General features: G+C 70.4%; 21 protein-coding genes. 12 read left to right on the forward strand and 9 right to left on the reverse strand.

Translation table 11 applies throughout. From position 1 onward, the window contains the following. The first annotated feature begins 26 nt into the window (after positions 1-26). From ACFRIC_RS35300 to ACFRIC_RS35310, 3 genes are all read left to right on the forward strand, one after another. The gene (locus ACFRIC_RS35300) at positions 27-143 is read left to right on the forward strand and encodes an SGM_5486 family transporter-associated protein (protein ID WP_263974370.1); all 117 of its coding nucleotides are present in this window, start codon (positions 27-29) and stop codon (positions 141-143) included. Between the two features lie 293 nt (positions 144-436). Then, complete coding sequence (locus tag ACFRIC_RS35305) at positions 437-652, forward strand: hypothetical protein (protein WP_382794706.1); 216 nt, start codon at positions 437-439, stop codon at positions 650-652. A 168-nt stretch (positions 653-820) separates the two neighbouring features. After that, on the forward strand, positions 821-1339 hold the full coding sequence (locus tag ACFRIC_RS35310) for a SixA phosphatase family protein (RefSeq protein WP_382794709.1): 519 nt from the start codon (positions 821-823) through the stop codon (positions 1337-1339). A gap of 72 nt (positions 1340-1411) precedes the next feature. Here the strand turns inward: ACFRIC_RS35310 and serB are convergent, their stop codons facing one another. Together serB and ACFRIC_RS35320 are read right to left on the reverse strand one after the other, a co-directional pair. After that, on the reverse strand, positions 1412-2629 hold the full coding sequence (gene serB / locus ACFRIC_RS35315) for a phosphoserine phosphatase SerB (RefSeq protein ID WP_382794712.1): 1218 nt from the start codon (positions 2627-2629) through the stop codon (positions 1412-1414). 523 nt (positions 2630-3152) lie between these two features. Then, on the reverse strand, positions 3153-4931 hold the full coding sequence (locus tag ACFRIC_RS35320; RefSeq protein ID WP_382794715.1) for a streptophobe family protein: 1779 nt from the start codon (positions 4929-4931) through the stop codon (positions 3153-3155). A gap of 238 nt (positions 4932-5169) precedes the next feature. Between ACFRIC_RS35320 and ACFRIC_RS35325 the strand changes: the two genes are divergently transcribed. Next, a complete protein-coding gene (locus ACFRIC_RS35325; RefSeq protein ID WP_382794718.1) occupies positions 5170-7653 on the forward strand; it encodes an FHA domain-containing protein in 2484 nt (827 codons plus the stop codon). A gap of 83 nt (positions 7654-7736) precedes the next feature. Here the strand turns inward: ACFRIC_RS35325 and ACFRIC_RS35330 are convergent, their stop codons facing one another. From ACFRIC_RS35330 to ACFRIC_RS35340, 3 genes are all read right to left on the reverse strand, one after another. Further along, positions 7737-8510, reverse strand: coding sequence for a transglycosylase SLT domain-containing protein (locus ACFRIC_RS35330; RefSeq protein ID WP_382794721.1), 774 nt, complete (start codon positions 8508-8510; stop codon positions 7737-7739). A 291-nt stretch (positions 8511-8801) separates the two neighbouring features. Then, complete coding sequence (locus tag ACFRIC_RS35335; RefSeq protein ID WP_382794724.1) at positions 8802-9929, reverse strand: S-adenosylmethionine:tRNA ribosyltransferase-isomerase; 1128 nt, start codon at positions 9927-9929, stop codon at positions 8802-8804. Continuing rightward, the gene (locus ACFRIC_RS35340) at positions 9926-10621 is read right to left on the reverse strand and encodes an SDR family NAD(P)-dependent oxidoreductase (protein WP_382794726.1); all 696 of its coding nucleotides are present in this window, start codon (positions 10619-10621) and stop codon (positions 9926-9928) included. The genes ACFRIC_RS35335 and ACFRIC_RS35340 overlap by 4 nt, the downstream gene beginning before the upstream one ends. Positions 10622-10804: 183 nt before the next feature. Between ACFRIC_RS35340 and ACFRIC_RS35345 the strand changes: the two genes are divergently transcribed. The 4 genes from ACFRIC_RS35345 (at position 10805) to ACFRIC_RS35360 (ending at position 13433) form a co-directional block, all read left to right on the forward strand. Continuing rightward, complete coding sequence (locus ACFRIC_RS35345) at positions 10805-11971, forward strand: GAF domain-containing sensor histidine kinase (protein ID WP_382794729.1); 1167 nt, start codon at positions 10805-10807, stop codon at positions 11969-11971. Then, positions 11964-12605, forward strand: a complete 642-nt coding sequence (locus tag ACFRIC_RS35350; RefSeq protein WP_382794732.1) for a response regulator — start codon at positions 11964-11966, stop codon at positions 12603-12605. Before ACFRIC_RS35345 ends, ACFRIC_RS35350 begins: the two co-directional genes overlap by 8 nt. A 145-nt stretch (positions 12606-12750) precedes the next feature. Next, positions 12751-12996, forward strand: a complete 246-nt coding sequence (locus ACFRIC_RS35355; protein WP_382794734.1) for a chaplin — start codon at positions 12751-12753, stop codon at positions 12994-12996. Between the two features lie 197 nt (positions 12997-13193). Then, on the forward strand, positions 13194-13433 hold the full coding sequence (locus ACFRIC_RS35360; protein WP_382794737.1) for a chaplin: 240 nt from the start codon (positions 13194-13196) through the stop codon (positions 13431-13433). Between the two features lie 447 nt (positions 13434-13880). On the opposite strand, the gene ACFRIC_RS35365 is transcribed toward ACFRIC_RS35360, so the two are convergent. Continuing rightward, positions 13881-14669: a hypothetical protein gene (locus ACFRIC_RS35365; RefSeq protein WP_382794739.1), complete on the reverse strand. Its 789-nt coding sequence runs from the start codon at positions 14667-14669 to the stop codon at positions 13881-13883. A gap of 121 nt (positions 14670-14790) precedes the next feature. Here ACFRIC_RS35365 and ACFRIC_RS35370 point away from each other — a divergent pair, with 121 nt between their 5' ends. From ACFRIC_RS35370 to ACFRIC_RS35380, 3 genes are all read left to right on the forward strand, one after another. Continuing rightward, positions 14791-15582, forward strand: coding sequence for an ABC transporter ATP-binding protein (locus ACFRIC_RS35370; RefSeq protein ID WP_382794742.1), 792 nt, complete (start codon positions 14791-14793; stop codon positions 15580-15582). A gap of 96 nt (positions 15583-15678) precedes the next feature. After that, complete coding sequence (locus tag ACFRIC_RS35375) at positions 15679-16113, forward strand: NfeD family protein (protein ID WP_382794745.1); 435 nt, start codon at positions 15679-15681, stop codon at positions 16111-16113. Positions 16114-16243: 130 nt separating this feature from the next. Continuing rightward, positions 16244-17203, forward strand: a complete 960-nt coding sequence (locus ACFRIC_RS35380) for an SPFH domain-containing protein (protein ID WP_339128503.1) — start codon at positions 16244-16246, stop codon at positions 17201-17203. A gap of 91 nt (positions 17204-17294) precedes the next feature. On the opposite strand, the gene ACFRIC_RS35385 is transcribed toward ACFRIC_RS35380, so the two are convergent. The 3 genes from ACFRIC_RS35385 to ACFRIC_RS35395 all read right to left on the reverse strand — a co-directional run bounded on the left by ACFRIC_RS35385 (position 17295) and on the right by ACFRIC_RS35395 (position 19308). Further along, positions 17295-17801: an HNH endonuclease gene (locus ACFRIC_RS35385; protein ID WP_326788617.1), complete on the reverse strand. Its 507-nt coding sequence runs from the start codon at positions 17799-17801 to the stop codon at positions 17295-17297. A 144-nt stretch (positions 17802-17945) separates the two neighbouring features. Beyond that, a complete protein-coding gene (locus ACFRIC_RS35390; RefSeq protein ID WP_382794750.1) occupies positions 17946-18485 on the reverse strand; it encodes a YbhB/YbcL family Raf kinase inhibitor-like protein in 540 nt (179 codons plus the stop codon). 37 nt (positions 18486-18522) lie between these two features. Further along, the gene (locus ACFRIC_RS35395) at positions 18523-19308 is read right to left on the reverse strand and encodes a sporulation protein (RefSeq protein WP_382794753.1); all 786 of its coding nucleotides are present in this window, start codon (positions 19306-19308) and stop codon (positions 18523-18525) included. 217 nt (positions 19309-19525) lie between these two features. On the opposite strand from ACFRIC_RS35395, the gene ACFRIC_RS35400 reads away from it, so the two are divergent. Then, the gene (locus tag ACFRIC_RS35400) at positions 19526-20167 is read left to right on the forward strand and encodes a DNA-3-methyladenine glycosylase (protein ID WP_382794756.1); all 642 of its coding nucleotides are present in this window, start codon (positions 19526-19528) and stop codon (positions 20165-20167) included. Positions 20168-20533 lie beyond the last annotated feature (366 nt).

Consider the following 20533-nt stretch of genomic DNA (forward strand, 5'->3'; position numbering starts at 1 on the left):
GGGACCGGGGGTGCGAGACTTGCCGCATGCCTGTGCTCGACCCGAACCCCCAGAACGGCCAGAAGAAGCTGCTGCTCGTGCTCGGCGCGATGCTGGCCATCACGGTGATCATCGGCATCATCGCGTCCATCGCCTCCCCGTGACCGGCGGCCCGGTACGGACCGCCCCCGCACCACTGCCGTAACCGCCGTGGGCCCCTCGGGCCCGCCAGTACGACGTTCCTCGTGAGCCCCGTACGCCCCTCGGCCCCGCCCCGTCGGCGACGCCGGCCACCCCCCCGGGCCCCGGTGGTGGGGATAACCCCCCATCCCCTAGGGGGCGAGTGTCAGGGTCAAGTGGGTGGATCACCGGATGGGCCGCGAGCGCCGCGCTCCGTACCTTCGAATCGTGACCGCGAACCGCGGCCAGGGACCACTCGAAGACTCACGGAGGCGGCATGTCGGCCCCTACGCACACCCGGCCCCACCCGGCGACCACGGGCCGCGTCGACATCCGGCTGCCCTGGTGGGCCCTCGCCCTGCCGACGCTCTCCTTCGTCGTCCTGCTGCTCATGATCCTTAACCCGGCGGACGCGCACGCCGCGACCGGCGACCCGACGATCGCCCACCTGTTCGAGCGCGTCCAGCAGGCGGTCCTGCACAACGCCTCCTGAGCGGCGCACCCCGGGCCCGTCGCCGCACACCCGCGAGCCCCGGCCCCACCGCGCCACGCCCCCTCCATGGGGATGCCATCACCCCTGACGGGGCACGGCTTCACCCTCGCCGGGGGACCGCATCAACTCCCTGCGCCCCATGGCATGTTTCGTGCGAAGCTGGGACTCATGAGCGTCGCAGAACCCCGCAGGATCGTCCTCTTCCGGCATGCGAAAGCCGACTGGCCGCAGGTGTCCGACCATGAGCGGCCGCTCGCCGACCGGGGCCGCATGGACGCCGCCATCGCCGGACGCAAGCTGGCCGACAGCGGCATCCCCCTGGACCTGGCCCTCTGCTCCACCGCGATCCGGACCCGCGAGACATGGAAGCACGCCGTCCTGGAGCTCCCGCACCGGCCGAAAACGGTCTACGAGGAGCGGATCTACGAAGCCTCGCCCGGCGAGCTGATCGCCGTGATCAACGAGACCCCGGACGACGCCCGGAACGCGATCCTGATCGGCCACAACCCCGGCATGCACGGCCTTACCGAGGTCCTGGCGGGCCGGGCGGAGGGCGACAGCCGCGCCCGGATGAACGCCCACGGCTTCCACACCGCCGCGTTCGCGGTCCTGACCTTCGACGGCCCCTGGAAGTCCCTCGAACCCGGATCGGCGGCCCTGACCGACTACTGGGCTCCGACGGAGTGACCCCGCCCCGACAACCCACGAGGGCCCGGCACCGTCACGGTGCCGGGCCCTCGTCCGTCGCGGGACCGTCGCTCAGTGAGCCAGGTCGTCCTCGTCCATGTCGGCGGCCTCGACCTCTTCACGGGTGACGCCCAGTAGATAGAGGACCGTGTCGAGGAACGGGAAGTTCACCGCGGTGTGCGCGGCCTGCCGTACGACCGGCTTCGCGTTGAACGCGACCCCGAGACCGGCGGCGTTGAGCATGTCGAGGTCGTTGGCGCCGTCGCCGATCGCCACGGTCTGGGCCAGCGGAATCTCGGCCTCGGCGGCGAAGCGGCGCAGCAGCCGGGCCTTGCCCGCCCGGTCCACGATCTCGCCGGTGACCCGCCCGGTCAGCTTTCCGTCGACGATCTCCAGCGTGTTGGCCTGGGCGAAGTCGAGCCCTAGCCGTTCCTTCAGATCGTCGGTGACCTGGGTGAACCCGCCGGAGACGACACCGACTTGGAAGCCGAGCCGCTTCAGCGTACGGATCAGGGTGCGCGCGCCCGGCGTGAGCCGTACCTCCTCGCGCACCTTCTGCACCACCGACGCGTCCAGCCCCTCGAGGAGCGCCACGCGGGCGTGCAGGGACTGCTCGAAGTCCAGCTCACCGCGCATCGCGGCCGCCGTGACCTCGGCGACCTCGGCCTCGCAGCCGGCGTGCGCGGCGAAGAGCTCGATCACCTCGTCCTGGATGAGTGTGGAGTCCACGTCCATCACGACGAGACGCTGGGCCCGCCGGTGCAGGCCCGCGGCCACGACCGCGATGTCGACACCCAGTGCCGACGCCTCGGTCACCAGCGCGGTGCGCAGTTCCTCGGTCTCCGTACCGGACACCGCGAACTCGACCGCGGTCACCGGGTACTTGGCCAGCCGGAAGATACGGTCGATGTTGCCGCCGGTCTTCGTGATCCGCGCGGCGATGGCGGCCGTCGACTCCGCGGTGAGCGGGTGTCCGAGCACCGTGACCAGCGAACGTCCCAGGCCACGCGGACGGTTGTCGCCGAGGCCGGAGATGATCTCCGCCTGCATCTTCATCGACTCGGCCCAGCTGTGGACGGTCGACCGAAGGTCACCCTCGAGACCGGCGGGCGGCTCGGTCACGAGCGCGCACAGCACGATCCGGCCGCGGGTGACGACCTGCTCGATGTCGACGACGTCGACCGAGAAGGCGGCGAGGGTGTCGAAGAGTCCGGCGGTGATGCCCGGCCGGTCCTTGCCGAAGATCTTGACAAGAAGAGTGGGCACATCAGGGGTATGTGAAGCGCTCATGGTATTTCCCACCGTATCCGGCACCCAGTGCCTCCCGCCCGCCCGGTCCGCCTAGCGGACACGGAACACTGGGTAACACCCCGGCACCCCCCAAGTGACCAACACCCACCCCGGGCCCCGCACCACCCTCTACACCCCACCCCTTCACGACCCCCACCCCAACAACCTTCTCTCGCCCCCTCCGCCCCTACCCGACCCGAACCTGGTGCTCCGCCCCAGACCCCGCTCCTCAATCGCCGGAGGGGCTGAAACTGTCCCCGCGACCGAAGGGTGGGCCGGAGGACGGCGCCAACCTTCGCCGACAGGGGTCGTGACCCTCTGGATCTCGCACCCGCAGTCGGCAGCGCGCGGGAGGGGACGTGCCGGTACATCAGATGCCCGCAGGCCGGACGGATCGGAAGCTGCCCGCACCTGGAAACCCCGCTGGGATCCGTTCGGATGCGGGCGGATGTACCGGCGCGGCCCCGACCCCCCACCGGCCAGGACCGGCGACCAGCACCAGGCAGGGCCCCGGCGCACGCCGTCAGCGTCGCGGCCCCGGAGGCCTCCCGTCCGGCGAAGGCGGCACCGGCGGCGGGGGAGGAGGCAGCGGCGGCGGCCCGTCCGGCCTCCGCTTCGAGGACGGCCCGATCGGCCCCACCATCGTGGGCGCCCCGTACACGTCCCCCGCCCTCCGATCCTCCGGCTCCCGCAACTCCTCCGGCACCTTCAGATACGGATTGGTGTCAGGATTCGGCGCCCGATAGGACCCCCGAGGCCGATAAGGCCCGGCCTCCCCACCACCGCCACCCACCCCCTCCACCGAAGCCCCTTCGACCTCCGACACCACCCCAGGCCCAGGCCCAGGCCCAGGAACAGGCCCCCGCCCCACAGCCCCACAAACCCAGGCCAACAACGCCCCCACACCCCCAGCCCCCGCCCCCCAGAGAGCCCCGAGGATCAACGCCACCCCCAGCCGCCCCCGCAGCTCGACCCCCGCCCCGAACGCGTCGAACCCGAACACGGACAGGGACGCGTCCACCGACACCTCCGTCAGCCACGCGAGCAGCGGCAGCGCCAGCGCCGTCACGACCCCCAGCCGAAGTGCGCACCGCCCGGCGAACCGCAGAGGACCGTCCCCCCGTACATCCGGGCCCCCCGGGGTTCCCCCCGCCGCCGCACCGACGGCCCGTACGAATGGCGTACGCGCAGCCGTCAGAACGCCCGCGTACAGCATCATCAGAGCGGCCGCGAGCGCCAACAGCCATACGCGCCCGTCGAGTTCGGCGAGTCGCCCGAGGGTGACGGGCCGGGACGCGTCGGCGCTGAGGAGCTTGTCGAGGGGGTCGGGCAGCAGCTTGGCGAGCTCGCCGGTGGCCTTCCCGTCCCAGGGGACGAAGAGCCCGAGGGGAATGGCGAGCCACACCCCGTTGGGCGCGCCGAGCAGCGCGGCTCCCGCGATCCGCTTCGGATGGTCGTCGCCGATCGCCGCGTACGCGGCCGCCGCCAGCCCGGCGAGGACGGCGACCAGCAGGACGGCGACGAGCGAGGAGACGGCCGGCCGCACCACACGGTGCACGGCGTCCCAGCCGCGCGGCAACGGCGTACGCCGGGAGGCCAGCAGCGCGATGAGCAGGACCGCGGCCGCCCACGCGGCTCCGCCGAGCAGGGTCGGCGCGGTGTCGACGGAGAACCCCACGGCGGCCTTCGCCTTCACGAGGTCACCGATCTTTCCGGGCAGCAGACCGCCGAGATCCCCGAGGTCCCCGAAGCCGCCGGGCAGCTTGTCGGTGATGGACCCGAGCCCGCCGCCCCTGCCACCGCCCCCACCCACGGCCTTGTCGAGCCCGAGCTTGTCACCGTCGATGGTGATGACGTCGTGCCCGGCCCAGGCGAGCCCGCCCAGGGACGCCACGAACAGGGCGACCACCGAGCCCGCCCGCGCGAGGAGTTCGGCCGGTGTGACGCCGACTCCCGCCCCGCGCAGGGAACGCAGGAAGAACCACGACAGCAGCAGCGCACCGACGAGCCCGACGCCGAGCGGCGTGATCTGGATGGCGGTGTGCGCCTGCGCGCCCTTCAGCCCGAAGGCGGAGACGTTGCCGGAGGGCGTCACCGCGCCGCCCGCTCCGAGGGCCACCATGGCGGCGGTCATCGGGCCGAGGGAGGCCGCCGCGTCCGCCCCGAGCAGATGCAGACCGAGCGCGGCGGTGCCCGCCATCCCGATCAACGCCCAGCTCACGGAGGCGATCGCGGACAGCAGCACGTCTCCCCACGGCGTCCGCCCGCCGCTCCCGCCGTGATGCGTGGTCCCCATGCTCATCGCCAGACCCCCCGATCAGCGACGCGGTGATCCCGCGTATGTCCCCCTCGTGTGGGATTACCACTCTCCGGGCCGGTTTCAACCCCGTCAACGGATACGGGCAACCCGTCCGCCACCAACGTTCACAGGGTCCGACTTTCGGTCAGGGGGCCTGAACTGAAATAGTTCCCCACGATGTTCGACATCCCTAGACTCCCTGTGATGGGGGTAACTCGGGGGACAACTCAGTGGGGCTGGAGTGCCGGAACTCGTACTGGAATTGAATGGACGGACCTGGACGCTCGACGCGTCCAGGCCTCACACCCTCGGACGTGATCCGCAGGGGGACATCGTGCTCGAGGACGCCAGGGTCTCCTGGCGCCACGCCACGATCAGCTGGAACGGCCGCAGTTGGGTCATCGACGACCACGGGAGCACCAACGGCACGTTCGTACAGGGGCAGCGGATCCACCAGTTGGAGATCGGTCCCGGCTCGGCCGTGCACCTCGGCAACGCGACCGACGGTCCGCGGCTGAGCGTGTCCGGTGCCGCGGCCCCGGTGGCGCAGCAGCCGTTCGCGGCGCAGGGCGCCGGCCCCGGCTGGGCTCAGCAGCCGACGCCGCAGGGGTCGCAGGCCCCGCAGAACGCGCAGCACTCGGGAGGCATTCCGCAGCAGCAGGGACCCGGCGGAGGCGCGGGGGCGCCGCCGGTCTACGGCGACCGCAGCCCGACGACGTTCCACCAGTTCTCGCTGGGCCGCGTGATGCGGATCGGTCGTGCGCTGGAGAACGAGCTGGTGGTCTCCGACCTCCAGGTCTCGCGCCACCACGCCGAGTTCCACGCGACGCCGGACGGCCGCTTCGAGATCCGCGACCTCGGCTCGCACAACGGCACGTACGTCAACGGTATGCCGATCGCCAAGGGCGGCTCCGCGCTGCTCGGCCCGAACGACATCGTCGGCGTCGGCCACTCGACGTTCCGGCTGGTGGGCGACCGGCTCGAGGAGTTCGTCGACACCGGTGAGGTCTCCTTCTCGGCCCGCCATCTGACGGTCACCGTCGACGGCGGCAAGCAGATCCTCAAGGACGTCTCCTTCGGCGTCCCCGAGAAGTCGCTCGTCGCGGTCATCGGCCCGTCGGGTTCGGGCAAGTCGACGCTCCTGAAGGCGCTCACGGGCTACCGCCCCGCCAACCAGGGTGACGTCCTCTACGACAACCGGAACCTGTACAAGCAGTTCGCCGAGCTGCGCCAGCGCATCGGTCTGGTCCCGCAGGACGACATCCTGCACAAGGAACTGACCGTCAAGAAGGCCCTCAAGTACGCGGCCAAGCTGCGCTTCCCCGCCGACACCACGGGCGAGGAGCGCGACGCGCGCATAGACGAGGTGCTGCGCGAGCTGAAGCTGGACATCCACAAGGAGAAGAAGGTCACCTCTCTCTCCGGTGGCCAGCGCAAGCGTGTCTCGGTGGCTCTGGAGCTGCTCACCAAGCCGTCGCTGATCTTCCTGGACGAGCCGACCTCCGGCCTCGACCCGGGCATGGACCGCGATGTCATGCAGCTCCTGCGCGGCCTCGCCGACGACGGCCGTACGGTCCTCGTCGTCACGCACTCCGTGGCGGAACTCGCGATCTGCGACAAGCTCCTGGTGATGGCGCCCGGCGGTGCCGTCGCCTACTTCGGTCCGCCGGAGGAGGCGCTGAACTTCTTCGGCTACGAGACCTGGGCCGACGTGTTCTCCGCGTTCGAGAACTACCGCGACTACGACTGGGCGGGCCGCTGGAAGGGCTCGCAGCACTACCAGATGTACGCCGCGGACATCGACGCGGTGGCTCCGCAGTCGACGCAGATGCCGCCCGCGCAGGCGATGAAGCCGCCGAAGCCGCAGAGCTGGGGCTCCCAGCTCATGACGCTGATGCGCCGCTACGTCTCGGTGATCGCGTCGGACAAGGGCTTCCTGGCGCTGACGGTGATCCTGCCCGCGGTCCTGGGCTCGGTCAGCCTGCTCATCGACCACGGCAAGACGCTGCTGGTCAACGACAAGATCCTGCCGTCGGGCGCCCATGTGGCGAACGGCACCGCCACCACCGTGCTGCTGATCCTCGCGGTCGGCGCGTGCTTCGCGGGCGCCGCCAACTCGGTCCGTGAGCTGATCAAGGAACGGGTGATCTACGAGCGGGAGCGTGCGACGGGTCTGTCCCGCTCGGCGTACCTGATGTCGAAGGTGATCGTCCTCGGTGTGATCACGATGCTGCAGGGCGCGCTGGTGGGTGCCATCGGGTTCGGCAGCCGCGAGGTGCCGGCGGAGGGCCTGATCCTCAAGAGCCTGCCCAAGGTCGAGCTCACCCTGCCGATCATGGCGCTGGGCTTCGTGTCGATGATGTTCGGCCTGATCATCTCCTCCCTGGTGAAGACCGCGGAGAAGACGATGCCGCTGCTGGTCATGTTCGCGATCGTCCAGGTGGTCTTCACGGGCTGCCTGTTCATCCTGAACGGCACGGTGGGCGTCAACCAGTTCTCGTACCTGATGCCGGCCCGCTGGGCGGTCGCCGCGTCCGGGGCCACGCTGGACCTGAACAACATCTTCCCGAACCAGGACGACCCGACGAGCACGGACCCGCTGTGGGACCACACCGCCGGAGCCTGGACCGTGGACATGATCGCGCTGATCGTCCTCGGTGTCGCCTGCGGCTTCTTCGTGGCCCGCTTCCTGCGCCGCCACGAGCCCGAGGTCATGCGCAAGTAGACGCCCGGGAACGACGCGAGGGCGGCACCCCCGACCGGGGTGCCGCCCTTCGGCGTCTGTGTGGGAGCTCCGCGCTGAGCCCCTCAGTACGCGCTGTTCACGTTGTCCATGGAACCGTACTTGTCGGCGGCGTAGTTGCAGGCGGCGGTGATGTTGGCGACCGGGTCGTAGATGTTCCACGAGGTGCCGGCCACGTGGTACGCCTTGAACGTCGGCGGGATGACCTGGAGCAGGCCCTTCGACGGGATGCCGTTGATGGCGTTGATGTCCCAGTCGTTGATGGCCATCGGGTTGCCCGAGGACTCACGCATGATGTTCTTGTGCAGACCGTGGTAGGAGCCGGGGATGCCCTTCGACTTCATGATGTCGAGGGACTCGCGGATCCAGCCGTCGAGGTTGTTGGCGTACGTCTTCGCGGCGACCGGCTGCATCTTGATCCGCTGCGTAGAGCGGCTCGCGGCGGCGGCCTTGGCACGGTCGGCGGCGGCCTTCTTCGCGGCTGCCTTCTTCGCGGCGGCCTCGGCGGCCGCCTTCTTCTTCGCTGCGGCCGCCGCGGCGGCCTTCTTCTTCGCCGCGGCCGCGGAGTCCGCCGCCTTGTGCTTGGCCTCGATCGTCTTGGCCTTCAGATCGGCGGCGCTCGTGCCGGCCACGCCGGACTCGACGCCCTGGATCTGCTTTCCGCTGTAGGCGACGGGCGCCGTGGAGGCGGCGGCGTCGTCCGTGGTGGTGTGCGAGCCGCCGGGCGCCAGGGAGAACGCGAGGGTGGCGGCACCGAGGGTGGCCACACCGGCGACGGAGTACTTGTGGAGCTTCGTCAGCTTCGGACTACGACCACGAGCGGCAATGTTCTTGAGCATGACTGATAGACCTCTTCGAATAGCGCGGAGGTCGCTCGGCGTCCCGGTCGGGGACTGTGTTTCCGGAACAAACGCCCCGGGGGAGAACCCGAGGCGCTGAGCGACATGAGCAATTCTTAGCGGTCGCAAAATGCCCTGGCAAAGGTGTGACCTACGAAGCCGGGTAGTGGACGCAGATGGGGCAAATCGGGGCAGACTGGCACGTCTTCCCTGGTCACCTTGTCCCTTTTATCTCCTATGCGCCTTCGTACGTGACCTGGACCCTATGCGCGGGCTCACAGCGGTCCTCGATCATTCTGACGTGGAGTTGCGGGCGCAATGCTCAGAGTGAGGACTGTTCCCGGGGAGGATGAGGTGCACGTCCCCGAACTCGTGCCAGAGGTAGCGCCCCCGCAGCGCCTCGGCGTAGGCACGGTCGATCGCCGCCCCTCCCGCGATCGCCTCCAGCATCAGCAGGTGCGAGGCCTCCGGCTCGTGCAGCCCGGTCAGCAGCCCGTCCACGGCCCGCACCCCCCGCTCCGGAGTCACCACGAGACCGGTCCACCCCTTCGCCGCCCGCACCAGCCCGTCCTCACCGGTCGCGGACTCCACGGCCCGCACCGCCGTCGTACCGACCGCGACGATCCGGCCCCCACCGGCCCGCGCGGCGTTGATCAGCCGGGCCGACACCGCCGGAACCTCGTACCGCTCCGGATACGGCGGCTCGTGCGACTCCGCCGAGGCGACCCCCGTGTGCAGGGTGACCGGCGCGAACTGCACCCCCCGGCTCACCAGCTCCGCCACCAGACGCGAGGTGAAGGGACGCGCCGCGCTCGGCATCTCGGCGCTCCCCGCCCCGTCGTCCGACGGCAGCGCGAAGACCGTCTGGTACACGGACAACGGCTGGTCCCGGTCCGTGTAGGAGTAGCGGATGGGCCGCCCGTACCGCCGCAGCAGCGCCGGCACGTCCACGTCCGGCACCTGACCCCACCACAGCCGCCGCCCCCGCGCGGTCAGCGGCTCCTCCAGCACGAGATGCACGTCCCCGGGCAGGCACACCACTGTTCCCGCGGGGCCGCCCGCCCGCGCGCGCGTAGTGCCGCGGCCGTCCGGATCCCGCAGCTCGACCGCCCACCGCCCGTCGTCACCGCGCGTGGAGAAGTGCACCACCACGCGCGCGTGCCCGATCCGCCCGTCCACGGCCGCCGCCAGGGTGGCCGAGGTGTTGACGATCAGCAGATCCCCCGCCTTCAGCAACCGGGGCAGCTCCACGAACGCGTGATGCGACACCTCGGTACCGCGCGACACCAGCAGCCGTACGGAATCCCGGTCCCGGCCGGGACCGCGCTGCTCCGCGGGCACCCGCGCCGACAACTCCTCCGGAACGCTTCCCCACTCCCGGCCGCGCCCGGCCCGGGAGAGCCCCGTCACCGTCGTCACCGCTCCTCCAGCAGATCCGAAGCCGTGTAGCGCCCACTGGCCGGCCGCTCGTCGAGCAGCCGCAGGAAGGCCGGGACCACACGCTCCGGCGCCGGCCGCGGATCGTCGTCGTCCGGTACGGCCGCCGTATAGAGGTCCGTGGCCATGTCCCCCGGATCCACCGCCCACACCCGCAGACCGGGCTCCTCCTCGCCGAGCACCGCCGAGAGCTGGTCCAGCGCGGCCTTCGAGGCCCCGTAACCGCCCCACGTCCCGTACGCCTGCACCGCCGCGTCCGAGCTGACACCCACGACCGCTCCCGCCCCCGCCGCCCGCAACAGCGGCAGCGCCTCCTGGACCAGGCCCAGCGCGGCGACCACATTGACCTCCAGGGCCCGCCGCAGCCCCTGCGGATCCAGCTCCTCCAGCCGCACCAGCGGCTCCGCGCCCAGCGCGCTCGCGTTGTTCACCAGCAGATCGACCCCGCCCAGCTTCCGGGCGGCCGCCACCAGCTCCGCACGGTGCCCGGCGTCCGTCACGTCCCCGGGCAGCGCCTCCACCCGCGTCCCGTACACGGAGAGCGCCCGCGCGGTCTCCTCCAGCACCCCCGCCGTCCTGGCGTCGAGCACCAGATCCCAGCCGCGCCCGGCCAGAGCCGCGCCGAGCGCCCTCCCCAGTCCCTTCGAGGCCCCTGTGATGATCGCTACCGGCATGACAACCGTCCCCTCGCTCGGACCGCCTTCCCGGCGGCTGCCCTCACCGTAGGAACGCCGCCCGCCCGGGCGCCTCGTGCGCGGGCCGCAATGATCAGGGGCCCTTCGTCCTAGGCCCAATGGCCCGGTGGACCAGGCCGGCGGCCGATACGCGCTGTCACACCCCGCCGGTAGTTTGGGGTCATGAGTCACGGACCCCGGTCGGGCCTGTACGCGGTGAGCTCCGCGCTGCTGGCCATGAGCAGGCATCTCGAAGTGCGCGACGTCCTCAAGACGATCGTCGCTTCGGCCCGCGAACTGCTCGACGCGCAGTACGCGGCCCTGGGCGTGCCCGACGACCACGGCGGCTTCGCCCAGTTCGTCGTCGACGGGGTCAGCGACGCGCAGTGGAAGGCCATCGGACCGCTCCCGCGCCAGCACGGCATCCTCGCCGCGATGCTCCGCGAGGCCCGCCCCGAGCGCCTGGCCGACGTGCGCAAGGACCCCCGCTTCGAGGGCTGGCCCGCTGCCCACCCCGACATGTCCGACTTCCTGGGCCTGCCCATCCGGGACGGCGACGAGATCATCGGCGCGCTCTTCCTGGCGAACAAGATGCGGCCCGAAGGGGCACCGCCGTGCCCCGAGCCGGACGGCCGCTGCGGCTTCACCGAGGACGACGAGGAACTCCTCACCATCCTCGCCCAGCACGCGGCGATCGCCCTGACCAACGCCCGGCTCTACGAACGCAGCCGCGAACTCACCATCGCCGAGGAGCGCTCCCGGCTCGCGCACGAACTGCACGACGCCGTCAGCCAGAAGCTGTTCTCCCTGCGCCTGACCGCGCAGGCCGCCGCCACCCTCGTCGACCGCGACCCCTCCCGCGCCAAGGGCGAACTCCAGCACGTGGCCGCGCTCGCCGCGGAGGCCACCGAGGAACTGCGCGCCGCCGTCGTCGAGTTGCGCCCCGCGGCCCTGGACGAGGACGGACTCGTCGCCACCCTGCGCACCCAGATCCAGGTCCTCGACCGCGCCCACTCCGCGCACGTGACCTTCTCCAGCCACGGTGTACGAGCCCTGCCGGCCTCCCAGGAGGAGGCCGTGCTCAGGGTCTCCCAGGAGGCCCTGCACAACGCGCTGCGGCACTCAGGCGCCGCCCGCGTCGACGTCACCCTGGACCGGCGCGGCCCCGGCGCCGTCCTGCACGTCCGCGACGACGGCGGCGGCTTCGACCCCACCGCGATACGCAGCGCCGGCCGCCATCTCGGCCTGGTGTCCATGCGGGACCGGGCGAGCGGGGTCGGCGGCACACTCACCGTGGAATCGGCGCCCGGGAAGGGCACCGTGATCGAGATGGAGGTTCCTGGTGGCTGACGCAATCAAGGTGCTGCTCGTCGACGACCATCAGGTCGTCCGCCGGGGGCTGCGCACCTTCCTCGAGGTGCAGGACGACATCGAGGTCGTCGGAGAGGCCTCCGACGGAGCCGAAGGCGTCGCCCGCGCCGAGGAGTTGAAACCGGACGTCGTCCTCATGGACGTCAAGATGCCGGAGATGGACGGCGTCGACGCGCTGCGCAGACTCCGCGAACTCGCCAACCCCGCGCGGGTGCTGATCGTCACCAGCTTCACCGAGCAGCGCACGGTGGTGCCGGCCCTGCGCGCGGGCGCCGCCGGGTACGTGTACAAGGACGTCGATCCCGACGCCCTGGCCGGAGCCATCCGCTCGGTCCACGCGGGGCACGTCGTCCTGCAACCCGAGGTCGCGAACGCCCTGTTGTCCCAGGAAGAAGTCAACTCTGGCCAGGGGAGAGGTGTTTCGCTCACCGAACGGGAGCGGGAGGTGCTCGGCCTGATCGCGGACGGCCGCTCCAACCGGGAGATCGCCCGCGCCCTGGTCCTCTCCGAGAAGACGGTGAAGACCCACGTCTCGAACATCCTGATGAAGCTCGACGTCGCCGACCGCACCCAAGCCGCGCTCTGGGCCGTACGGCACGGGATCACGGACTGACCGTCAACTCGGAGGGTGCCGCTCCGGGATGAGATTCATACCGTCGGGTGTATGTCACCCGGATGGCGCATCCTCCGTGGAACCCGGCCGTTCTCCAGTGCGCCGCGGCGGTCCGCCGCGGTGTTCGCGAGGAGGGGTTTCGCAAGTGAAGAACCTGAAGAAGTTCACGGCTGTCGCGATGGTGGCCGGCGGTCTGGTTGCCGCCGGCGCGGGCATGGCCTCGGCGGCGGACGGCGCTTCGGCGTCCGGCAAGGCCGTGGGCTCCCCGGGTGTGGTCTCCGGCAACCTCGTCCAGGCCCCGGTCGACGTACCGGTGAACGTGGTCGGCAACAGCGTGAACGTCATCGGCGCCCTGAACCCGGCCTTCGGCAACCTCGGCCTCAACCGCTGACGTTCCGCGTCGTGGCGACCGTGTCCACCGGCCTTCCAGGGACCCCTGGAGGGCCGGTCGGCTTGTCGGCTCATCCGCGGACTGAACCGGACGGGGCATTCGGTACGGCCTGCCCGTGCCGTCCCCGACCCGGCGGCGTTTCTCAGCGTACGACCCGCGGCAGGGTCGGATCCGTGAACGCAGGAGGAACAGTTTTCATGAACATCGCCAAGAAGGCCGCCCTGGCCGTGACCGTCGCCGGTATCGCCGCGGGCGCCGGTGCGGGTGCCGCTGTCGCCGACTCGGGTGCCGAGGGTGCGGCCGCGAACTCGCCGGGCGCCGTCTCGGGCAACGTCGGCCAGGTCCCCGTCCACGTCCCCGTCAACCTCGTGGGCAACACCGCCAACCTCGTCGGCCTCCTGAACCCGACGTTCGGCAACACGGGCGTCAACGGCTGAGCCACCCCGCAGTGAAGGGCCCCACGAACGGAAACGTTTCGCGGGGCCCTTCCGCATAGGCCCCCGGCGCAGCCCGCCCACTACAACGCACCCAAGGCCGGAGGGCCCGAGCACAACCTCCTTCGCCCCCTCCGCCCCTACCCGTCCCACCTTGGGGCTCCGCCCCAGACCCCGCTCCTCAATCGCCGGAGGGGCTGAAACTTCGCCGACCGGAGCTAAGAGCTTTGGCCGGCCGGGCTGAAAGCTCTGGCCTGCCGGGGTTGGAAGCGTCTGGATCACGCACCCGCAGCCGGGAGCGCGCCGTCGGGGCCGTGGCGGTACATCAATGGCCGTCGCCACCGACGGTCACTCCTCACCCAACAGCGACGGGCTGATGTACCGGCGCGGCCCCGACCCACCCACCGGACCCGAACCCGACCCACCCACCGGACCCGAACCGCTCCGAGCTCAGCGCGAGCCCCGCTCCCGCTCCTCCACGAACGCGTTGTACGCGGCCACCTGAGCCCGCCGAGCCGTCCGTTCCACCGGCCGCAGCGCCTCCGCCCGCGCCCCCATCTCCGACGCGCTCACCGCGCCCCCGTGCCCGCTCTCGGACGCCACCGAGATCAGCATCCCGACCCGCTGGGCAAGCTCCAGCACCCGGACGGCGCGCGGCGGATACCCGGGCGCCAGCACCTCGCGCCCCCGCTCCGCCCGAGCCCGGTACGCGTCGATCGCCGCCGCCGCGACCGGCCCCGACCCGGCCACGTCCAGCCGCGCCAGCACCTCCGTCGCGTCACGGAGCGCCTCCGCCAGCTCCCGCTCGGCCTCCCCGAGCGAGGGCACATCGGCGGGCGGCGCCTCACGCACGGCCAGACAGTGCCAGACGACCTCGACATGGACATCGCCCGCGGGCCCGGCCTCGTACACCTCGGGCACGAGCCCCAGCGCCGCACCGTGGCAGACCACGGCCTCCTCGGCGTCGAGGGCGCGCGCGTTGAACTCGGGCGGCCCGCTGAGCCCCAGCGGATGCCCCGGCGCGGGCAGCGCGACCCGCAGCCCGGTCACCCCGAGTCTGCGCAGCCGGCCGAGAGCGAGTGTGAGCCCGACGGGCCCCGACTCGCCGGGCAACCCCTCGACGCGGTGCACCGCGTCGTCACCGACGACGGCGAGCACGGCGTCGTCCGGCGAAACAAGTCCGGCCAATAGGGCATTTCCCCATGCGGCCAGCCGTCCTGAGCGTGGTTCGGAGAGCATGCTCCCACCCTAAGGACCGGCCGATGGGTCGGTGCGGCCGACCGGTGGCGTAGGTTTTCCCTGGGGGCTTCGTCCACAGACGCAAGCGACGGCCGAGACTGCAATGGGAGACAACGCGCTCATGAGCGATGTACTGGAACTGGTGGACGTATCCGTGGTCCGCGAGGGCCGGGCTCTGGTGGACCAGGTCTCCTGGTCGGTCAAGGAGGGGGAGCGCTGGGTCATCCTCGGCCCCAACGGCGCCGGGAAGACAACCCTCCTGAACGTCGCCTCCAGCTACCTTTTCCCCAGTGCGGGCACCGCCACGATCCTCGGTGAGACCCTCGGCAAGGTCGACGTCTTCGAGCTGCGCCCGCGCATCGGCATCGCCGGCATCGCGATGGCGGAGAAGCTCCCCAAGCGCCAGACGGTCCTCCAGACGGTCCTCACCGCCGCGTACGGCATGACCGCCGGCTGGCACGAGGACTACGAGGACATCGACGAGCAGCGCGCCCGCGCCTTCCTCGACCGCCTCGGCATGAGCGACTACCTGGAGCGCAGGTTCGGCACCCTCTCCGAGGGCGAGCGCAAGCGCACCCTGATCGCCCGCGCCCTGATGACCGACCCCGAGCTGCTGCTCCTCGACGAGCCCGCCGCCGGCCTCGACCTCGGCGGACGCGAGGACCTCGTGCGCCGCCTCGGCCGGCTCGCCCGCGACCCGATCGCGCCCTCCATGATCATGGTCACGCACCACGTCGAGGAGATCGCCCCCGGCTTCACCCACGTCCTGATGATCCGCCAGGGCAAGGTGCTCGCCGCCGGACCGCTGGAACTCGAACTCACCTCGCGCAACCTCTCCCTGTGCTTCGGCCTCCCCCTCGTCGTCGAGCAGGTCGGCGAGCGCTGGACCGCGCAGGGCCTGCCGATGGGCTGAACCGCCCCGCCCGCGCACCCGCGCACCCCTCAACCGGCGTACCCGACGTGATCGTGCGCTCTGTCCGCCGGGGGGCCGCGGTCCTACCATGACCATGTGGACGACATCAACGCATGGGTGTGGTGGCTGATCGGTGCGGCCGGACTCGGCATCCCGCTCGTGGTGACCGCGATGCCGGAGTTCGGCATGCTCTCCGTCGGCGCCGTGGCCGGCGCGGTCGCCGCCGGCCTCGGCGGCGGTGTCGTCGTCCAGACACTCGTGTTCGTCGTCGTGTCGGTCGCGCTCATCGCCGTCGTACGCCCCATCGCGACCCGGCACCGCGCCCAGCGCCCCGAACTCGCCACCGGGATCGAGGCGTTGAAGGGCAAACAGGCCATCGTCCTGGAGCGCGTGGACGGTTCGGGCGCCGGCCGTGTCAAGCTCGGCGGAGAGATCTGGTCCGCGCGTGCCCTCGACGGCGCCCAGGCCTACGAGGTGGGCCAGGAAGTCGATGTCGTGGACATCGACGGAGCCACGGCGATCGTGATGTGACCTCGTACAACGCAAGTGAACCGAACGCCCCACGTGGCAGACGACGTTCTGTCAGACTCGTCCAGCAAGATCTTCAACACCCATAAGATCTTTCGCAATTGCCGAGTGGAGAAGGGTACGGGGAGCATCGATGGAACCGATCATCATCGTCCTGATCATTCTGGTGGTGTTGGTCTTCATCGCCCTGATCAAGACCATCCAGGTCATCCCGCAGGCCAGCGCGGCCATCGTCGAACGGTTCGGGCGCTACACGCGCACCCTGAACGCCGGACTCAACATCGTCGTCCCGTTCATAGACTCGATCCGCAACCGCATCGACCTGCGTGAACAGGTCGTGCCGTTCCCGCCGCAGCCGGTGATCACCCAGGACAACCTGGTCGTCAACATCGACACCGTCATCTACTACCAGGTCACCGACGCACGGGCCGCGACGTACGAGGTCGCCAGCTACATCCAGGCGATCGAGCAGCTCACCGTCACCACGCTGCGCAACATCATCGGCGGCATGGACCTGGAGCGGACCCTCACCTCCCGCGAGGAGATCAACGCGGCCCTGCGCGGAGTCCTCGACGAGGCCACCGGCAAGTGGGGCATCCGCGTCAACCGCGTCGAGCTGAAGGCGATCGAACCGCCCACCTCCATCCAGGACTCGATGGAGAAGCAGATGCGCGCCGACCGTGACAAGCGCGCCGCGATCCTCACCGCGGAGGGCATCCGCCAGTCCCAGATCCTCACCGCGGAAGGTGAGAAGCAGTCCGCGATCCTGCGCGCCGAAGGTGAGGCCAAGGCGGCCGCGCTGCGCGCGGAGGGCGAGGCCCAGGCCGTCCGTACGGTCTTCGAGGCCATCCACGCCGGGGACCCGGACCAGAAGCTCCTCTCCTACCAGTACCTCCAGATGCTCCCGAAGATCGCCGAGGGCGACGCCAACAAGCTCTGGATCGTGCCCAGCGAGATCGGCGACGCCCTCAAGGGCCTCAGCGGGGCCATGGGCAACTTCGGTGGCCTGGGCGGCGGTTCGGGCAACGGAGGGTCCTCGGGCGGCTCCGGCGGCGGCTCGGAGCGCCGCGAGAAGCCGTCCATCACGGACTGACACCCACGACCGTACGACCATGGGGCCCCCTCCCTCGGGAAGGGGCCCCATCGTCATGTCGTACGGGCTACGCGGCCCGACGTCGTACGGGCTACGCGGCCGGCTGGGCCAGCCACTCCGGCAGCGCGTCGAAGTCGTCCTGACCGAGCGCCAGCAGCATGGCGTCCGCGGGCGTCGGCTCGAACGGCTGCCGCAGCAACGGCATCTGCGCCTGCTCCGGCGTACGGTCGGCCTTGCGGTGATTGTCCTCGGCGCAGGAGGCCACGGTGTTCAGCCAGGAGTCCTGACCACCCTGCGCCCGCGGTACCACGTGGTCCACGGTCGTGGCCCGGCGACCGCAGTAGGCGCACCGGTGCCGGTCACGGACCAGCACACCCCGCCTCGACCACGGAGCTTGTCTTCGGAACGGCACCCGGACGTAACGGCAGAGCCGGATCACCCGGGGCACGGGTATGTCCAGCGCGGCACCGCGCATGCGCAGTTCGGGGTGGGCCTGCTCGACGACGGCCTTGTCCGTCAGCACGAGAACGACGGCTCGGTTCAGCGTCACCGTCGACAGTGGCTCAAAGCTCGCGTTCAGTACCAGCGTGTCCCGCATCCAGCCCACCTCCTATTGCGCACCCGCCCACCTGCGGCGGGCTGGGATCAACTCTGGCCGGGCACGCCGAGATGGACAACGCAATAAAAAATGCCCGCCCCTGATCACTTCCATGACCAGAGGCGGGCAAACGTTCGGTGAACGTCAGTCTGCGGCGGGATTGGCGTATTCGCCGATCAACTGGGCGCGCGCCAGCGTGTGGAACCGCAGATTGAAGCCCACCACGGCGGGCGACACGTCCGCGTCGGGACCGAGCTTCTCCTGGTCCACGGCGTACACCGTGAACACGTACCGGTGCGCGGGATCCCCGGCCGGCGGCGCGGCACCACCGAAGTCACGCGACCCGTAGTCGTTGCGCACCTGGACGGCACCGTCGGGAAGACCCTCGAACTTGCCGCTGCCCGCGCCCGTCGGCAGCTCCGTCACCGAGACCGGGATGTCGAACAGCACCCAGTGCCAGAACCCGCTCCCCGTCGGGGCGTCGGGATCGAAGCACGTCACGGCGAAGCTCTTCGTCTCCGGCGGGAAGCCTTCCCAGCTCAGTTGCGGCGAGGTGTTCCCGGCCGCGTAGACCTGCGCGTCCTTCAGCACCGCGCCCGGCTCGACGTCCTCGCTGGTGAGCGTGAACGCCGGCACCGGCGGATGGAAGTCGTGCGGAAGCGGCGCCCTCTTGAGCTCGGTCACGTCAATACCTCCTGAACGGGGAATCCGTTCTCCGAGCCTAGAACCAGCTCCGCTTGCTGCCGACCTCCGACAGCCACTGGTTCAGGTATCCGGCCCAGTCGGTGCCGTGGAAGTCGTGCAGACCCACCTGGAAGGAGCGGAAGGAGTCGCTGCCCTCGCTGAAGAGGCCCGGCTTCTTGTCCATCTCCAGGACGACGTCCATCGCGCGGTCGTCCGCGACGAAGCTCAGCTCGACCTGGTTCAGGCCGCGGTACTGCGACGGCGGGTAGAACTCGATCTCCTGGTAGAACGGCAGCCGCTGACGCGTGTTGCGGATGTGGCCCTTCTCCATGTCCGCGTTCTTGAAGCGGAAGCCGAGCTGGATGAAGGCGTCGAGAATCGCCTTCTGCGCCGGCAGCGGGTGCACGTTGACCGGGTCGAGGTCGCCCGGGTCGATGGCACGGGCGATCTGCAGTTCGGTGGTGACACCGATGTTCATCCCGCGCAGGCTCTGCCCGTCGATCATCGTGATCGGCGTCTCCCACGGGATCTCCAGGCCGAACGGAACCGTGTGCACGGCTCCGGCCTGGAGCTGGAAGGCCCCGCCGAGCCGCAGCTTCGTGAACTCGATGTTCTGCTTGTACTCCTGGTCGTCGTGGCCCTCGACCTCGACCTTGGCCTGAAGGCCGACCGACAGACCCTCGATCGCCTGATCGACCGACCCGCCCTGGATCCGCACCTCGCCCTGGACGACGCCGCCCGGAACGGTGTTGGCCTCGGTCAGCACCGTCTCGACCGAAGCCCCACCGGCCCCCAGGCTCGCAAGCAGCCGCTTGAACCCCATGTCGTCACTTCCTCCCCAGGCAATGCCTGTTCGTCCTCTGCCTGTCTGGATCCTTTGATCCCTACAAACGCGATCCGGCCCCGACCGGTTCCGCGCCCTCACCCTTACAAGGGAGAGGACCGCTGACCACCCCGCCGACACGCATCCGTCCGGACTCCGCCGAACGGCTCCGGACCCCACCACACCGGTGAGGGGGGAGGGACTACGCTCGTACGCCATGATCGCGGCCCCTGACCGTACGCCCCTGACGCGCGACTTCTTCGACCGGCCCGTCCTGGACGTCGCCCCCGACCTGCTCGGACGCCTCCTGGTACGGGTCACCCCGGACGGCCCGATCGAGCTGCGCCTCACGGAGGTCGAGGCCTACGACGGCCCGAACGACCCCGGCTCGCACGCCTACCGCGGCCGCACGGCCCGCAACGGCGTGATGTTCGGCCCGCCCGGTCATGTGTACGTCTACTTCACCTACGGCATGTGGCACTGCATGAATCTGGTGTGCGGCCCGGTGGGCAGACCCAGCGGAGTGCTGCTCCGGGCCGGCGAGGTCACCGAGGGCGCCGATCTCGCCCGTAAACGTCGACTCTCGGCCCGATACGACAAGGAACTGGCCAAAGGGCCGGCCCGCCTGGCGACGGCTCTCGGGGTGGACCGGTCGCTCGACGGAGCGGACGCCTGCGGTCCCGAGGGTTCGCCCCTGACGCTGCTGACGGGGACGCCCGTCCCTTCCGACCAGGTACGCAACGGTCCACGCACCGGAGTCTCCGGCGACGGGGGCGTCCACCCATGGCGTTTCTGGATCGCCGACGACCCCACGGTGAGTCCTTATAGAGCGCATGCGCCCCGCCGCCGCTCAACTTGACGCGCCTCTTGGGGATCCGTAATGTAGCCCGAGCCGCTTGAACCGGTTACGGCGTTCAGCCAGCAGCCGAGAGCGGCCAACCCACTACCTACGACTTCCCCGCAGCGGGGGCTTATTCGGCGTGCCTGCACGTCTGAATTCGAACCCGCGGAACTCGATTATGAGTCGCCGAGGGAATCCGCTAACGTAGTGAATGTCGAAAGGCCGCGAAACGCGAAAGCGCTGAAAGGCCGGCAGACAAACCCGCTGACTGGGAGTCGGACCCGAAAGAGTCTGATAGAGTCGGAAACGCAAGACCGAAGGGAAGCGCCCGGAGGAAAGCCCGAGAGGGTGAGTACAAAGGAAGCGTCCGTTCCTTGAGAACTC

It is taken from the genome of Streptomyces sp. NPDC056738 (genome assembly GCF_042790435.1).
Taxonomy (GTDB): domain Bacteria; phylum Actinomycetota; class Actinomycetes; order Streptomycetales; family Streptomycetaceae; genus Streptomyces.

What these genes read in the sequence shown, in the direction of transcription:
- ACFRIC_RS35305 (WP_382794706.1), top strand. Translation starts at nt 437, where the DNA reads ATGTCGGCCCCTACGCACACCCGGCCCCACCCGGCGACCACGGGCCGC.
- ACFRIC_RS35330 (WP_382794721.1), bottom strand. Translation starts at nt 8,510, where the DNA reads ATGCTCAAGAACATTGCCGCTCGTGGTCGTAGTCCGAAGCTGACGAAG.
- ACFRIC_RS35340 (WP_382794726.1), bottom strand. Translation starts at nt 10,621, where the DNA reads ATGCCGGTAGCGATCATCACAGGGGCCTCGAAGGGACTGGGGAGGGCG.
- ACFRIC_RS35365 (WP_382794739.1), bottom strand. Translation starts at nt 14,669, where the DNA reads ATGCTCTCCGAACCACGCTCAGGACGGCTGGCCGCATGGGGAAATGCC.
- ACFRIC_RS35380 (WP_339128503.1), top strand. Translation starts at nt 16,244, where the DNA reads ATGGAACCGATCATCATCGTCCTGATCATTCTGGTGGTGTTGGTCTTC.
- ACFRIC_RS35360 (WP_382794737.1), top strand. Translation starts at nt 13,194, where the DNA reads ATGAACATCGCCAAGAAGGCCGCCCTGGCCGTGACCGTCGCCGGTATC.
- ACFRIC_RS35345 (WP_382794729.1), top strand. Translation starts at nt 10,805, where the DNA reads ATGAGTCACGGACCCCGGTCGGGCCTGTACGCGGTGAGCTCCGCGCTG.
- ACFRIC_RS35395 (WP_382794753.1), bottom strand. Translation starts at nt 19,308, where the DNA reads ATGGGGTTCAAGCGGCTGCTTGCGAGCCTGGGGGCCGGTGGGGCTTCG.
- ACFRIC_RS35385 (WP_326788617.1), bottom strand. Translation starts at nt 17,801, where the DNA reads ATGCGGGACACGCTGGTACTGAACGCGAGCTTTGAGCCACTGTCGACG.
- serB (WP_382794712.1), bottom strand. Translation starts at nt 2,629, where the DNA reads ATGAGCGCTTCACATACCCCTGATGTGCCCACTCTTCTTGTCAAGATC.
- ACFRIC_RS35310 (WP_382794709.1), top strand. Translation starts at nt 821, where the DNA reads ATGAGCGTCGCAGAACCCCGCAGGATCGTCCTCTTCCGGCATGCGAAA.
- ACFRIC_RS35400 (WP_382794756.1), top strand. Translation starts at nt 19,526, where the DNA reads ATGATCGCGGCCCCTGACCGTACGCCCCTGACGCGCGACTTCTTCGAC.
- ACFRIC_RS35300 (WP_263974370.1), top strand. Translation starts at nt 27, where the DNA reads ATGCCTGTGCTCGACCCGAACCCCCAGAACGGCCAGAAGAAGCTGCTG.
- ACFRIC_RS35370 (WP_382794742.1), top strand. Translation starts at nt 14,791, where the DNA reads ATGAGCGATGTACTGGAACTGGTGGACGTATCCGTGGTCCGCGAGGGC.
- ACFRIC_RS35320 (WP_382794715.1), bottom strand. Translation starts at nt 4,931, where the DNA reads ATGAGCATGGGGACCACGCATCACGGCGGGAGCGGCGGGCGGACGCCG.